Here is a 14,145-nt window from a genome sequence, read left to right on the forward strand (position 1 = left end):
GGGAACCCATGGATCCCACGAACATCGTTGCCCGCCTCACGCCCCAGGTCGTCGATCCGCTGATCCGCCGGCTCTTCGCCCCGGACGGGCCGGTTGCCGAGCCGGTCGACCGGCCCGTGCGGATCTCCCGGCTGCTCTCCTTCACCGGCGAGAAGCCGACGCTGAGCGAGAAGGAGCTGTACGGCCTCGCCGCGGCCCTCGTCGAGCGGGCGTCGGCCGGCCGGACGGACGCCCAACGGACGGACGCCGAGAACCAGGCCGTCGCCGCCGCCCTCGCCCGTACCCTGCACGCCCTCGCCGATATCGGGATGGACGATCTCGACGCCGCCCGTCTCCTCCCGGCCGAGTTCGCCCGGCGCCTCTGCGGGACGGTGCCCGGAGCCACCCGTGATCTGACGCACGACGGTGCCCGGCTGCACGGCCTGCTGCTGGATGTCGCCGCCCGGCATCTGCTGTACCTCTTCACCGAGCGGTCGGCCTTTGTCGCCCGGACGCTCGTGGAGCAGACCCGTACCCTCACCGAGCTGATCCACGGGCCGGGCGCCGCTCCCACCGCCGCGCTGCCGTCCCGTACCGCCGGGGGCCCGGCCCCCGAGGCCGTCGTGGAAGACGACGCCTTCCAGGCCAGCGCCGCTCCGCCCCTGTCCCCCGCCACACCGGACCTCCCCTCCCAAGACGCCGCCTTCGAAGCCCGCTACGCCCAGGACACCGCCGCCCTCCACAACCACTTGACGATCTTCGGGATCGATCTGACGCACTCCCCGGACAGCTGGCCGCTGGACGCCGCCTATCTGGGGCTCCAGTGCGAGCCCGGCCCCCAGGACACCGAGGGTTCGCCGGACACCGCGGGGCAGGACGACCCGCCGCTTCCCGCGGAGCAGGCGCTGTCCGGCCGCGGGCAGGTTCTGGTCCGCGGGGTGGCCGGGTCGGGCAAGACGACCTTGCTCCAGTGGCTGGCCGTCGCCACCGCCCGTGACGAGCTGCCCGAGGCGCTGGCGGGCCTGCGCGGCCGGGTGCCGTTCCTGCTGCCCGTACGCCGCTTCGCCCGTGAGGGCCTCCCCTCCCCCGGCACGTTCCTGAGCGCCGTCGGCCACCGGGACGCCGAGGCGGCGCCGGCCGGCTGGACGGAGCGGGTGCTCGACGCGGGGCGCGGGCTGTTGCTGATCGACGGGATCGACGAGGCCCCGGAGAGCGAGCGCGAGCAGGTGCGCCGCAAGCTCGCCGAGTGGACGGCGCGCTATCCGGAGAACGTCTGGATCGTCACGTCCCGGCCGTCCGCGGTCCCCGGCAACTGGCTCGCCGGTGAGGGGTTCAGCGAGCTGTCGCTGGCGCCGATGGGCCGTGAGGACGTCGCCGCGTTCATTCAGCGCTGGCACCGGGCCGCGGCCCAGCGGTGCCCGGCCGACCTGGACCGGCTCGGCCAGTACGAACGCACGCTGCTCAATGCCGTACGGATCACCCGCGATCTGGGGCGGCTGGCGACCAATCCGCTGATGTGCGGGCTGCTGTGTGCCCTGCACCGTGACCGCCGGGGCTATCTGCCGTATGGCCGGAAGGAGCTGTATGACGCGGCGCTGTCGATGCTGCTGGAGCGCCGGGACCGGGAGCGGGCCATGGTCCCCACCGACGGGGTGGAGCTGACCCGGCAGCCCAAGATCCAGCTGCTGCAGAAGCTCGCCCACTGGATGCTGGTCAACGGCCGCTCGGAGATGGACCAGGCGACCGCGATCGGCACCCTCGCCCGGTATCTGCCCTCGATACCGGACGCGGCCCGCCAGGGCGGCCCCGAGGACGTCTTCCGGCATCTGCTCAACCGCACCGGACTGCTGCGCGAGCCCACTCCCGGCACCGTCGACTTCGTCCACCGCACCTTCCAGGACTATCTGGCCGCCCGCGCGGCCGTGCAGCGGCACGATTTCGGGCTGCTGCTCGATCATGCCCACCACGACGACTGGGAGGACGTGGTCCGGATGGCGGTGGCGCTGGCCCGCCCCGACGAGTGCGCGGCGCTCCTGGACGGCCTGCTCGCCCCGCACCCCGGCGTACGCGCCTCCGAGGCCCGGCACCGCAAGCTGCTCGCGGCGGCCTGCCTGGAGCACGCCACGGAGCTGGATCCGGCGGTCCGGGCGCGGGTGCAGCGCTTCACCCGCGCCATGGTGCGGCCCAGCACCCCGGCCGCGGCCCGTGCGCTGGGCTGGATCGGGCCGATCGTGCTGGAAATGCTGCCCGATCCCACCCAGGTCTCCGACCACGAGGCGTATATGCTCGCGATCACCGCGACCTCGATCGCCGACGACATGGCGATCGACTATCTGACGGGGCTGCGCGACCGGGCGCATCACGACGTACGGGCGCAGCTCGCCGGGGCGTGGCGGCGCCATGACACCGCCCGCTACGCCCGCGAGATCATCGCCCACCTCGAACCGGCCGAACTGTATTTCCCGGTCGCCGATCTGGAGGAGCTGCATACGCTGCGCCGGCTGGGCGGCCGCCCGCATCTGCGGATCGCCGGGCCTTTCACACCGGACCAGCTGCTGGAGGGCATCGCCCCGGCCGAGGGTCTGACGCGGCTGTGGCTCGCCTATGACCTGGGCGTCTCCATGGAGTGGCTGTCTGCTTTTCCGCGGCTGGACACCCTGCGGATCGGCCGCCGTATTCCACCGGTGACCGGCGTTCCCGAGGGCATTCGCGTGGTGCAGATGTAGCGTGCGGCCGGCGTCCGCGCCGCATCCGCCGTACGCCACCTGTGCACGAATGACCGAAAATGGCCGCCGGCGAATTTGTGCTGCATTTCCGGCCCCTAAAGAACGGGGCGGGAAAGAGCGGACTCCCTACAGAACAGCCACTGCCCCGGAACCGTAGGAAACGGTTCCGGGGCAGTGGCTCAGGCGGTTATCCGCGAGTGTTGCGCTGTGCCGCTCAGGCGTCCTTGCTGAGGTTCGGACCCGAACCGCCGGCTGTGGACTCGATCGGCGGGGCGTCCGGCAGGGCCGACTTCTCCTCGCCGCGGAAGGTGAACTTGGCGGTCTCACCCTCGCCCTCGACATCGACGACCACGATGTGGCCCGGACGCAGCTCGCTGAAGAGGATCTTCTCCGAGAGGGCGTCCTCGATCTCGCGCTGGATCGTGCGACGCAGCGGACGGGCGCCGAGCACCGGGTCGTACCCGCGCTTGGCCAGCAGCGACTTGGCCTCGCCGCTGAGCTCGATGCCCATGTCGCGGTCCTTGAGCCGCTCGTCCACCTTGGCGATCATGAGGTCGACGATCTGGATGATGTCGTCCTCGGTCAGCTGGTGGAAGACGACGGTGTCGTCGACACGGTTGAGGAACTCGGGGCGGAAGTGCTGCTTGAGCTCTTCGTTGACCTTGTTCTTCATCCGCTCGTAGCTGGACTTGGTGTCGCCCTGGGCCGCGAAGCCGAGGTTGAAGCCCTTGGAGATGTCCCGGGTGCCGAGGTTGGTCGTCATGATGATGACCGTGTTCTTGAAGTCCACGACCCGGCCCTGGGAGTCGGTCAGGCGACCGTCCTCCAGGATCTGGAGCAGCGAGTTGAAGATGTCCGGGTGGGCCTTCTCGACCTCGTCGAAGAGCACGACGGAGAACGGCTTGCGGCGCACCTTCTCGGTGAGCTGGCCGCCCTCTTCGTAGCCGACGTAGCCGGGAGGCGAACCGAACAGCCGCGAGACCGTGTGCTTCTCGCTGAACTCCGACATGTCGAGGGAGATCAGCGCGTCCTCGTCGCCGAAGAGGAACTCCGCCAGCGTCTTGGACAGCTCGGTCTTACCGACACCGGACGGGCCGGCGAAGATGAACGAGCCACCGGGACGCTTGGGGTCCTTCAGGCCGGCACGGGTACGGCGGATGGCCTGGGAGAGCGCCTTGATGGCGTCCTTCTGGCCGATGACGCGCTTGTGCAGCTCGTCTTCCATCCGCAGCAGCCGGGAGGACTCCTCCTCGGTGAGCTTGAAGACCGGGATGCCGGTGGCCGTCGCCAGGACCTCGGCGATCAGCTCCTCGTCCACCTCGGCGACGACGTCCATGTCGCCGGCCTTCCACTCCTTCTCCCGCTTCGCCTTGGCGGCCAGGAGCTGCTTCTCCTTGTCGCGCAGGCCCGCGGCCATCTCGAAGTCCTGCGAGTCGATCGCGGACTCCTTCTCCCGGCGCACATCGGCGATCTTCTCGTCGAATTCGCGCAGGTCCGGCGGCGCGGTCATCCGGCGGATCCGCATCCGGGAGCCGGCCTCGTCGATCAGGTCGATCGCCTTGTCCGGCAGGAAGCGGTCCGAGATGTAGCGGTCGGCCAGGGTGGCGGCGGCGACCAGGGCGGAGTCCGTGATGGAGACGCGGTGGTGCGCCTCGTAGCGGTCCCGCAGGCCCTTGAGGATCTCGATGGTGTGCGGCAGCGACGGCTCCGCGACCTGGATGGGCTGGAAGCGGCGCTCCAGGGCCGCGTCCTTCTCCAGGTGCTTGCGGTACTCGTCGAGCGTCGTGGCACCGATGGTCTGGAGCTCGCCTCGCGCCAGCATGGGCTTGAGGATGCTGGCGGCGTCGATCGCGCCCTCGGCGGCGCCCGCACCCACCAGGGTGTGGAGCTCGTCGATGAACAGGATGATGTCGCCGCGGGTGCGGATCTCCTTGAGCACCTTCTTGAGGCGCTCTTCGAAGTCACCCCTGTAGCGGGAGCCGGCGACCAGGGCACCGAGGTCGAGGGTGTAGAGGTGCTTGTCCTTGAGGGTCTCGGGCACCTCGCCCTTGACGATGGCCTGCGCCAGGCCCTCGACGACCGCCGTCTTGCCGACGCCGGGCTCGCCGATGAGGACCGGGTTGTTCTTGGTACGGCGGGACAGGACCTGCATGACCCGCTCGATTTCCTTCTCGCGCCCGATGACCGGGTCGAGCTTGGTCTCGCGAGCGGCCTGCGTCAGGTTGCGGCCGAACTGGTCCAGGACGAGGGAGGTCGAGGGCGTGCCCTCGGCGGGGCCGCCGGCGGTGGCGGCTTCCTTGCCCTGGTAGCCGGAGAGCAGCTGGATGACCTGCTGCCGCACCCGGTTCAGATCGGCACCCAGCTTCACCAGGACCTGGGCGGCGACGCCCTCGCCCTCGCGGATCAGGCCGAGCAGGATGTGCTCCGTACCGATGTAGTTGTGGCCGAGCTGGAGGGCCTCGCGGAGCGACAGCTCCAGGACCTTCTTGGCACGGGGGGTGAAGGGAATGTGCCCGGACGGAGCCTGCTGGCCCTGCCCGATGATCTCCTCCACCTGCTGGCGGACCGCCTCGAGCGAAATCCCGAGGCTCTCCAGGGCCTTAGCGGCGACACCCTCACCCTCATGGATCAGGCCCAGGAGGATGTGCTCGGTGCCGATGTAGTTGTGGTTGAGCATCCGGGCTTCTTCCTGAGCCAGGACGACAACCCGCCGCGCGCGGTCGGTGAACCTCTCGAACATCGTTAATCGCTCCTCAGAGCGGTCAGGCAGTTAGGGGTCGGTCCCCTCCCTGTCCTTCCGCATGCTAGTCCCGCGGGGCGGGACAGCTCATTCCAACTGCCGACACCCGTCCGGATCACCCCCGCTCCGGCGGGGAAAATTACTGCCGAACAGCTGACATCTGCTCCAACTCGATGGTGCGAGACGATGTTCCCGCAGGCCAGGCATATACGCCCTCTGCCACTACGCCCGTGGCGAACGCGCCCGTTACCGACACGCCGTCCGCCGTCGGTCATCAGCCGGGGCGAAACGCCTCGGGCGCCGGTCACACCGTCTCTTCCCACTGAGACTGTCTTACCCGCTGCCACTGACACTCCATGCGGCGCGGGCCGCTTCCATCCGCTACGGGCGAACATCCGCACGCCATCGAGTGCCCCTCCGCGCCCCTCACTTCGGCACGGTGCGTATCCACACCTCTACCCAGCGTAACTTCCTGGGTTTTCGGGAGTTGCACCGGGCATGGCCCGCGTGCTTCCGCGCCCCCGCAGCCCCCTCGTCGCCGTTCGCCGGTGGTACGAGGAAGAGCTGGGCTGGCCGACCACCGGAACGGAGCCGGTGGAGCTGCTCACGGGGCGGCGCTTCGATGTGCTGGAGATGCCGGCCGGGGCGGGAAGTGCCGTACTCCGGCGATTGCCGCACACCGGCCCGGTGGCGCTCGTGCGGGCCGGATGCGACGGGAATCACGCCGGTGATCGGCCGAAATTGCTCATGCTCATCGCGGCCGGCGGCGCCGAGGAACTCCCGGGAATCCTGGAATGGCTGGAGTGGGGTGCACTCGTCCCGGATCTCACGGTGCGTGGGACCGGAGACCGGATGCCCGCGCCGGCGTTCCCCACTGGCACGGCACCGTCATACGGATTCGGTTCCCGGGAGGCCGCGCGATGGGTGCGACCTCCCCGGCCCGGGTACGAAGCGGAGAATTCCCTGCCCACCACGGGGTTCGGGGCGGGAAACGGGGACGACAGGGGCGTCCCCGACCTCGTACGACTCGTGAGCGCGGCGGCGACGGAGTGCCACCGTGCCCGGTTGATGCGTGCTGGTAATGCCCAATCGGACCGCGCGTACGGCGATCAGCCGTTGGCCTTCTCGAATGCCTCGCGAATGTCGGCGGGGACACGGCCACGGTCATTGACGTTGTAGCCGTTCTCCTTGGCCCAGGCGCGGATCTTCGCGGTGTCCTGGCTGCCGCCGGAGGCCGCACCACGCGACTTGCCGCGACCCGAAGAAGCGCGGCCACCGGTACGGCGCCCCGCCTTCACGAAGTCGGCGAGGGAGTCGCGCAGCTTCTGGGCGTTGCTGTCGGAGAGGTCGATCTCGTAGGACTTGCCGTCGAGAGCGAACGTCACCGTCTCGTCCGCCTCGCCACCGTTGAGGTCGTCGACAAGAAGAACCTGAACCTTCTGTGCCACCGGTTTCCCTTTCATCGAATGCGGATTACGACGGAAAGCAAACCGCTTTTCCGGGAAAAACACAAACCCTTGGGTAGGGTTCACTTGCCCGCAGAGCGGGGAACGCATGCTTCCGTACCCATGAGATAGGGGAGCGATTCGGACATAGAACACTCATCACAGGTGCAGAAGCATCCGGCTGTTACCCAGGGTGTTGGGCTTCACTCGTTCGAGGCCCAGGAACTCCGCAACGCCCTCGTCATAGGAACGCAGCAGCTCACTGTAGACATCACCGTCTACCGGAGCTTCGCCGATCTCTACGAAGCCGTGCTTGGTGAAGAAGTCGACTTCGAAGGTGAGACAGAAAATGCGCCGCACTCCGAGCCAGCTCGCGGTGCGCAGCAGCTTGTCGAGGACTTGGTGGCCGACTCCGGACCCCTTCAGTCGCGGATCCACGGCCAGGGTGCGGACCTCCGCCAGGTCTTCCCACATGACGTGGAGTGCTCCGCAGCCGACAACCTCGGCGTCTTCGTCGCGCTCGGCCACCCAGAACTCCTGGATGTCCTCGTAAAGCGTGACGGTGGCTTTGTCGAGCAGGATCCCGTCGCGTGAGTAGGAGTCGATGAGGCGGCGTACGGCCGGTACATCGCTGGTCCTGGCCCGGCGGACGGTGAGGCCTTTTGAATGCGGAGGCATGCCGGGACGCTATCGCCCCTTGCCGGTGGCGTTCGCCCCGGGCTCATCCCCTTCGGCGGGCCCGGCTTCATCGGCCCCTTGCGGTGCCGCTTCTGCCGCGGGTTCTTCCGCCGGCGTGCTCTCTTCCGTCTCTTGTGCCGGTTGTTCCGGGTCTTCCGCCGGTTCGTCGACTTGGACCATCCGTACGGCATCGCGCAGGGCATGTCGCTGTTCCGGCGACATCATGCCGAAGAAGGCGACAAGAGCGGCCGCGGGGTTGTCGCTGGCGGACCATGCCTCGTTCATCAGTGCGGCCGCGTAGGCGGCGCGAGTGGAGACCGCCTCATATCGATAGGCGCGGCCTTCTGCTTCGCGGCGCACCCAGCCCTTCTGGTGAAGGTTGTCCAATACGGTCATGACCGTGGTGTAGGCGATGGACCGTTCCTTCTGTAGGTCTTCCAGGACCTCGCGAACGGTGACCGGGCGGTTCCACTCCCAGACCCGCGTCATGACCGCGTCTTCCAGATCACCCAAGCGTCTCGGCACACAAGAACAATAGTGGGAGATGTCGTGAATGCCCGTTGATCTCGTTGCGTTTGTGCCGGAAAAAGGATGTACGACCCGGGACGGTCGATCCCGGGTCGTACGGTGCGCGCGGGCCGCCGAAAGGGCGGCGGGCGGCTCAGGCGCCGTGTGCCGTGGGCTCCTGACCGGCGGATTCGGCTCGCGCCAGGGCGGCGTCCACGGCGGCGTCCTCCTTGGCCTTGTTCTCGCCGCCCTGGCTCTTGATGATCGTCACGATCAGGGCGGTGAAGGCCACGGCCATCACTACGGGCGGGAGCAGCGCTGCGACGTAATCCATGGCGTTTGGCCTCCTTTGGGGCGTGAGATTCCAGAGTACGCAGCGCTCAGGCGGTGCGGCTCTCGGGGGGCGGGGCGGGCTTGCGGCGGGGCGGGAAAACCTCGCCCGGCGTGGGGATGGGCCGGTCCCGCTGCGGGCGCTTGGGCTGCGGCGCCGGCGCGGGCTCCGGTTTGCGCTCCGGCTTCGGCTCCCGCTCGGGCTCCGGCTCCCGCCCGCCGCGGGTCGCCGAGCGGCCGCCTGGCAGCGCGCGCAGCCGGGTCCGTACGGATTGTTCGGCGAGCTGCTCGCAGTGGCGCAGCAGGGCGCTGCGGCGCTCGCACTCGGCCTTTCCGCCGGAGCGCGGCAGCGAGCGGAGGGCGGCGAGATCGTCGGGGCCGGGGACATGGCCCACTGCCAGCGCCTCCTTGAGCTGCGCGAGATAGCCGGTGGCCGAGCCGGGCAGGGCCGCGCGATAGCGGGCGAGGTCGGCGAGGAGGAAGGTGCGCAGCCGGCCGCCTTCGCGGACCGCCTCGTCGACCGCCTCGGCCAGCCGGAGGTATTCCTGGATGTCCTGGGACCACTCGGGCCCGAGGGCGCCGAGCGGGGCGGACGGGGACGTCGTCTTCAGGGCATGGGCGAGGGCGCGACGGAGCACACGCAACTCATCGGCGCTGAACGCCATGCCGCCGCGGGTTCCGTTTGGCATTGGCATGTGGCGACTTTACGACCAATTCCGACAAAAGCCGCTTAATTCGTGAACGGTGGCGCGGCAGCGAGCCGCACCACCGATCATCCGGCGCGGGAATGGCGTCCGCGGACCGGGCGGTTTCCGCTAGGAGCGGGCGATATTCCGCTCGTAGACCAGCCGCAGACCGATCAGGGTGAGCCACGGCTCGTGCTCGTCGATCTCCGACGACTCACCGAGCACCATCGGCGCCAGCCCGCCGGTGGCGATCACGGTCACGTCGTCGGGGTCGTCGGCCAGCTCCCGCGCCATGCGCTGGACCACCCCGTCGACCTGACCCGCGAACCCGTAGAGGATGCCGGACTGCATGGCCTCCACGGTGTTCTTGCCGATGACGCTGCGCGGCCGGGCCAGTTCGATCTTGCGGAGCTGGGCGCCCTTGACGCCCAGCGCGTCCACGGAGATCTCGATGCCCGGGGCGATCACGCCGCCGACGTACTCGCCGCGCGCGCTGACCGCGTCGAAGGTGGTGGCCGTACCGAAGTCGACGACCACCGCGGGCCCGCCGTAGAGCTCGACGGCTGCCAGGGCGTTGATGATCCGGTCGGCGCCGACCTCCTTGGGGTTGTCCATGAGGATCGGCACGCCCGTCTTGACGCCCGGCTCGACCAGGACGGCCGGCACATCGCCGTAGTAGCGGCGGGTGACCTCGCGCAGCTCATGGAGGACGGAGGGCACCGTGGAGCAGATGGAGATGCCCTCGATGCCGTCGCCCAGGTCGTCGCCGAGCAGCGGGTGCATCCCCATCAGGCCCTGGAGCAGGACGGCGAGCTCATCGGCGGTGCGCCGGGCGTCGGTGGAGATCCGCCAGTGCTCGACGATCTCCTCGCCGTCGAAGAGGCCGAGAACCGTATGGGTGTTTCCTACGTCGATGGTCAGGAGCATGGCGGTCAGCGGTCCTCACGCACATCGTCGGCTGCGCCCCGGTCGCCCTGCCCGTCGTCCTCGCACAGGTCGAGGCCGATGTCGAGGATCGGGGAGGAGTGGGTGAGGGCGCCCACCGCGAGGTAGTCGACGCCGGTCTCGGCGTAGGCACGGGCGTTGTCGAGGGTCAGCCGGCCCGACGACTCCAGCATCGCCCGGCCGGCGACCAGGGCCACGGCCTCCCGGGTCTGCTCGGGGGTGAAGTTGTCCAGCAGGATCAGGTCGGCACCTTCGGCGAGGATCGGCGGGATCTGGTCGATCCGGTCGACCTCCACCTCGATCGGCACCCCGGGGAACTCGGTCCGTACGGCCGTGAACGCCTCGGCGATGCCGCCCGCCGCGACCACGTGGTTGTCCTTGATCAGCGCCGCGTCGGACAGCGACATCCGGTGGTTGACGCCGCCACCGCAGCGCACCGCGAACTTCTCCAGCGCGCGCAGCCCCGGCGTCGTCTTACGGGTGTCGCGGACCTTGGCCTTCGTCCCTTCGAGGACGTCCGCCCAGGCCCGGGTCGCGGTCGCGATGCCGGACAGCAGGCACAGCAGGTTGAGCGCGCTGCGCTCGGCGGTGAGCAGGTCGCGGGTGCGGGTGGTGACGCTCAGCAGCTTGGTGCCGGCCGCGACCCGGTCGCCGTCCTCGACGTGCCGCTCGACCGCGAACTCTTCGGTGCAGACGAGGGACAGCACCGCCTCGGCGATCCGCAGACCGGCGACCGTGCCGGCCTCGCGGGCGGTGAAGTCGCCGGTGGCGACGGCGTCCTCGGGGACGGTCGCCACGGTCGTGACGTCCACGCCCTGGTCGAGGTCCTCCTCCAGGGCGAGATGGGCGATCTCCTCGACCTGGACGGGGTCGAGGCCGGCGGCCACCAGGAGCGCGGCCAGGTCGGGGTCGAGACCGCAGCTCAGCGGGTCGAGTTCGAACGAGCTGTCGTCGCCGCCGCAGCCGCAGGCATCGCCGCAGCCACCGGCGGAGGCGCCGCCGGTGGGCCCGCCGATCTGGAGGAGGGGGAGGTCGTCGGGGGTGCTGCTCACGGGGTGGGCTCCGTATTCGGGGAGGTGGGGTGTGCGGTGCGGTCTGTCTTGGCGGGCGGTGGGAGCGGTGGCTACGAGGTGGCCGTCGGCGGGAACTCGGCGGTCGCCGTCGTATGCAGGGTCAGCGCGCGGTCCGCATCCAGGGTGATGCGGAAATGGCGGCGCCAGGAGACATCGTCCCGGTCCGGGTGGTCCTCGCGCCAATGGCAGCCGCGGGTCTCCGCCCGGCGCTGCGCCGCGGCGACCAGCACCCGGGCCACGCACAGGAGGTTGGTGGCCTCCCAGGCTTCCACGCCGGGCTCGGGGGCCTTGCGGTCGGCGGGGCGGGCGGCGCTCCCGGTGGCGGCCGCACCGGCCGGTTCGCCGCCGGCCGGCGGGACGGCCGCCGGGCCGCCCGCCACGGTCGCCTCCCGGTGGAGACGGTCCAGCTCGGCGGCCGCACGGGCGAGGCTCTCCGCGCTGCGCAGCACTCCGGCACCAGCGGTCATGATCCGCTGCACGGCCGTACGGGCCTCCGGGGCGAGCAGCGGGAGGGCGGTGCGGGGCGCGGACGGGGCGGGCTCGGGCGCGGGGCGCGCGCCGTCCGCCGGGGCCTGCGGGGCGGGGGTCCCGGCGATGTCCGCGGCGATCCGCTCCGCGAACACCAGGCCCTCCAGAAGGGAGTTGGAGGCCAGCCGGTTGGCGCCGTGCACGCCGGTGCAGGCGACCTCGCCGCAGGCGTAGAGGCCCGGGACCGTAGTGCGCCCGCGCAGATCGGTGCGGACGCCGCCGGAGGCGTAGTGCGCGGCCGGGGCGACCGGTATCGGCTCGGTGACCGGGTCGATGCCATGGCTGCGGCAGGCGGCGAGGATGGTCGGGAAACGGGTCTCCCACATCTGCGCGCCGAAGTGTCGGCCGTCCAAATACATGTGCTCGACGCCCTGTTCGTGCGCCTGCCGCATGATCTCCTTGGCGACGATGTCGCGCGGGGCCAGCTCGGCGAGTTCGTGCCGGCCGACCATGAAGCGGGTGCCGTCGGCGTCGACGAGGTGGGCTCCCTCGCCCCGTACGGCCTCGGAGATCAGCGGCTGCTGGCCTTCCGCTTCCGGCCCCAAATACAGGACGGTGGGGTGGAATTGGACGAATTCCAGGTCGGAGACCTCGGCGCCGGCGCGCAGCGCCAGGGCCACCCCGTCGCCGGTGGAGACCGCCGGGTTGGTGGTCGCGGAGAAGACCTGCCCCATGCCCCCGGTGGCGAGCACCACCGCCGGGGCGTGTACGGCCCCGACCCCGTCGTGCTGGCCCTCCCCCATGACGTGCAGGGTGACACCGGCCGTACGGCCCTCGGCGTCCGTGAGCAGGTCGAGGACCAGCGCGTTCTCGATGGTGCGCAGCCCGGCGGCGCGGACCGCCTCGACGAGCGCACGGGAGATCTCGGCCCCGGTCGCGTCGCCGCCGGCGTGCGCGATACGACGGCGGTGGTGGCCGCCCTCCCGGGTGAGCGCTATCTCGTCGCTGCCCGGTGCGGTGTCGAAGCGGGCTCCGGTGCCGATCAGCCGGTGGACGGCGTCCGGGCCTTCGGTGACCAGGGTGCGTACGGCGGTCTCGTCGCACAGTCCGGCGCCCGCGACGAGGGTGTCGGCAAGATGCTGCTCCGGGGTGTCGCCGTCGCCGATCGCGGCCGCGATCCCGCCCTGTGCCCAGCGCGTGGAGCCGTCGTCCAGACGGGCCTTGGTGACGACGACGGTCCGGCGGCCGGCCGCGGCGCAGCGCAGCGCGGCGGTCAGCCCGGCCACCCCGGAGCCCACCACGACGACATCCGCCGTGATGGACCAGCCGGGGGCGGGGGCGGTCATGCGTATGCCGGTGCCTGCTGCGGGGCCGGGGCCGGTGCCTGTTCCGGTGGCGGTCATCGAGTCGCTCCGAGGGGGCCTTGGTGGGTGGGGGGAGGTGTGGCGGGTGCGTCGGAAGGGGCGGCGTCCGTGCCGGTTCCGTCCTGGTGGGCGGGCGTCGGTCCGGAGCGCCCGGCTCCGAAGTGGAGACGGATGTTGTCGATCAGCCGGGTGGTGCCGACCTTTGCGGCGACCGCGAGGATGGCCTCGCCCTCGTAGCTGTCCGGGATCTCGGTGAAGTCGGACGGGTCGACCAGCGCCAGGTAGTCCAGGGCGAGCGGCGGTTCGAGCCGGGCGGCGTCGTCCAGGACGGCATGGGCCGCGGCGCGGGCCACGGACGGGCCGTGCGGGGGTCCCGCGGCGGCGTAGGCGACAGCGTGCGCGTCGGCGGCGGCCCGGTCCTCGCCGAGGGCGGCCAGCGCCGCGGCCCGGTCCTGCGCCGCGTGGCCCGTGGAGACGGCGCGGGCGCGCAGCGCCTCCTCGGCGGTGAGCCGGTCGCGGGCCGCGAACAGCGCGGCGGACAGCGCGAGCGCGGTGCGCCGCTCCGGGGCGGAGAGGTAGCGGTTACGGCTGGAGAGGGCGAGGCCGTCCTCCTCGCGCACCGTGGGGACACCGATGATCTCGACGGGGAAGTTGAGGTCGGCGGCCATCCGTGTGATGACGGCGAGCTGCTGGGCGTCCTTCTGCCCGTAGAAGGCGAGGTCCGGCGCGGTCAGATGCAGCAGCTTGGCGACGACGGTAAGCACCCCGTCGAAGTGCCCGGGGCGGCTGGCGCCTTCCAGGAGGGTGCCCATGGGGCCCGCGGCGACCCGGATCTGCGGTTCTCCGCCCGGGTAGACCTCGTCGACGGACGGGGCGAAGACGACGTCCGCGCCCGCGGCGGCCGCCAGCTCCGTATCGGCGTCCAGGGTGCGCGGATAGCGGTCCAGGTCCTCGCCCGCCCCGAACTGGAGCGGATTGACGAAGACCGTGACGACGACCTGGCCCTGCGGGCCGACCCGGCGGCGGGCGGCGCGGATCAGGGTGGCGTGGCCCTCGTGGAGCGCGCCCATGGTCATGACGACGGCGCGGGCGCCGGTGCCCCGGGGCTGCTCGCGGAGGGCAGCGGCGGTGTGGAGGAGCTGCACGGGCTGGGTGCGGGCCGGGGTCGGGCGACTCTCGTCCATGGGCTGGTCCGGCTCCTGGT

Annotated in this window: 12 protein-coding genes; 2 read left to right on the forward strand and 10 right to left on the reverse strand. The window is 70.8% G+C overall.

The annotated features are described in order from the left end of the window. Nucleotides 1-8 precede the first annotated feature (8 nt). Nucleotides 9-2,705, forward strand: coding sequence for an NACHT domain-containing protein (locus TU31_RS05650; protein ID WP_042150245.1), 2,697 nt, complete (start codon nt 9-11; stop codon nt 2,703-2,705). Nucleotides 2,706-2,919: 214 nt separating this feature from the next. Here TU31_RS05650 and TU31_RS05655 read toward each other — a convergent pair whose 3' ends face one another. After that, nucleotides 2,920-5,445 (reverse strand): ATP-dependent Clp protease ATP-binding subunit, encoded by a 2,526-nt coding sequence (locus TU31_RS05655; protein ID WP_042150248.1) that lies wholly within the window; start codon nt 5,443-5,445, stop codon nt 2,920-2,922. 498 nt (nt 5,446-5,943) lie between these two features. Between TU31_RS05655 and TU31_RS39355 the strand changes: the two genes are divergently transcribed. After that, nucleotides 5,944-6,624 (forward strand): SCO3374 family protein, encoded by a 681-nt coding sequence (locus TU31_RS39355; protein ID WP_078885572.1) that lies wholly within the window; start codon nt 5,944-5,946, stop codon nt 6,622-6,624. Here TU31_RS39355 and TU31_RS05660 read toward each other — a convergent pair. The 9 genes from TU31_RS05660 to panC all read right to left on the reverse strand — a co-directional run bounded on the left by TU31_RS05660 (nt 6,555) and on the right by panC (nt 14,125). Further along, the gene (locus TU31_RS05660) at nt 6,555-6,893 is read right to left on the reverse strand and encodes a histone-like nucleoid-structuring protein Lsr2 (RefSeq protein WP_042150251.1); all 339 of its coding nucleotides are present in this window, start codon (nt 6,891-6,893) and stop codon (nt 6,555-6,557) included. The two genes, TU31_RS39355 and TU31_RS05660, sit on opposite strands and share 70 nt — an antisense overlap. 156 nt (nt 6,894-7,049) lie before the next feature. Continuing rightward, on the reverse strand, nt 7,050-7,568 hold the full coding sequence (locus TU31_RS05665) for an amino-acid N-acetyltransferase (protein ID WP_042150254.1): 519 nt from the start codon (nt 7,566-7,568) through the stop codon (nt 7,050-7,052). A 9-nt stretch (nt 7,569-7,577) separates the two neighbouring features. Further along, the gene (locus TU31_RS05670; RefSeq protein ID WP_078885573.1) at nt 7,578-8,093 is read right to left on the reverse strand and encodes a BlaI/MecI/CopY family transcriptional regulator; all 516 of its coding nucleotides are present in this window, start codon (nt 8,091-8,093) and stop codon (nt 7,578-7,580) included. Between the two features lie 136 nt (nt 8,094-8,229). Further along, nucleotides 8,230-8,409, reverse strand: coding sequence for a hypothetical protein (locus TU31_RS05675; protein WP_042150260.1), 180 nt, complete (start codon nt 8,407-8,409; stop codon nt 8,230-8,232). Nucleotides 8,410-8,455: 46 nt separating this feature from the next. Further along, a complete protein-coding gene (locus TU31_RS05680; RefSeq protein WP_042150264.1) occupies nt 8,456-9,070 on the reverse strand; it encodes a hypothetical protein in 615 nt (204 codons plus the stop codon). Between the two features lie 150 nt (nt 9,071-9,220). Then, on the reverse strand, nt 9,221-10,018 hold the full coding sequence (locus TU31_RS05685) for a type III pantothenate kinase (protein ID WP_042150267.1): 798 nt from the start codon (nt 10,016-10,018) through the stop codon (nt 9,221-9,223). Between the two features lie 5 nt (nt 10,019-10,023). Continuing rightward, nucleotides 10,024-11,088: a carboxylating nicotinate-nucleotide diphosphorylase gene (gene nadC, locus TU31_RS05690; RefSeq protein WP_042150271.1), complete on the reverse strand. Its 1,065-nt coding sequence runs from the start codon at nt 11,086-11,088 to the stop codon at nt 10,024-10,026. Nucleotides 11,089-11,159: 71 nt separating this feature from the next. Continuing rightward, nucleotides 11,160-12,980: an L-aspartate oxidase gene (locus TU31_RS05695; RefSeq protein ID WP_042150275.1), complete on the reverse strand. Its 1,821-nt coding sequence runs from the start codon at nt 12,978-12,980 to the stop codon at nt 11,160-11,162. After that, nucleotides 12,977-14,125: a pantoate--beta-alanine ligase gene (panC, locus tag TU31_RS05700; RefSeq protein ID WP_042151672.1), complete on the reverse strand. Its 1,149-nt coding sequence runs from the start codon at nt 14,123-14,125 to the stop codon at nt 12,977-12,979. The genes TU31_RS05695 and panC overlap by 4 nt, the downstream gene beginning before the upstream one ends. Nucleotides 14,126-14,145 lie beyond the last annotated feature (20 nt).

The sequence above is a fragment of the Streptomyces lydicamycinicus genome, assembly GCF_000829715.2.
Classification (GTDB): Bacteria; Actinomycetota; Actinomycetes; order Streptomycetales; family Streptomycetaceae; genus Streptomyces; species Streptomyces lydicamycinicus.

What these genes read in the sequence shown, in the direction of transcription:
- TU31_RS05650 (WP_042150245.1), top strand. Translation starts at nt 9, where the DNA reads ATGGATCCCACGAACATCGTTGCCCGCCTCACGCCCCAGGTCGTCGAT.
- TU31_RS05655 (WP_042150248.1), bottom strand. Translation starts at nt 5,445, where the DNA reads ATGTTCGAGAGGTTCACCGACCGCGCGCGGCGGGTTGTCGTCCTGGCT.
- TU31_RS39355 (WP_078885572.1), top strand. Translation starts at nt 5,944, where the DNA reads ATGGCCCGCGTGCTTCCGCGCCCCCGCAGCCCCCTCGTCGCCGTTCGC.
- TU31_RS05665 (WP_042150254.1), bottom strand. Translation starts at nt 7,568, where the DNA reads ATGCCTCCGCATTCAAAAGGCCTCACCGTCCGCCGGGCCAGGACCAGC.
- TU31_RS05675 (WP_042150260.1), bottom strand. Translation starts at nt 8,409, where the DNA reads ATGGATTACGTCGCAGCGCTGCTCCCGCCCGTAGTGATGGCCGTGGCC.
- TU31_RS05680 (WP_042150264.1), bottom strand. Translation starts at nt 9,070, where the DNA reads ATGGCGTTCAGCGCCGATGAGTTGCGTGTGCTCCGTCGCGCCCTCGCC.
- TU31_RS05685 (WP_042150267.1), bottom strand. Translation starts at nt 10,018, where the DNA reads ATGCTCCTGACCATCGACGTAGGAAACACCCATACGGTTCTCGGCCTC.
- TU31_RS05695 (WP_042150275.1), bottom strand. Translation starts at nt 12,980, where the DNA reads ATGACCGCCACCGGAACAGGCACCGGCCCCGGCCCCGCAGCAGGCACC.
- panC (WP_042151672.1), bottom strand. Translation starts at nt 14,125, where the DNA reads ATGGACGAGAGTCGCCCGACCCCGGCCCGCACCCAGCCCGTGCAGCTC.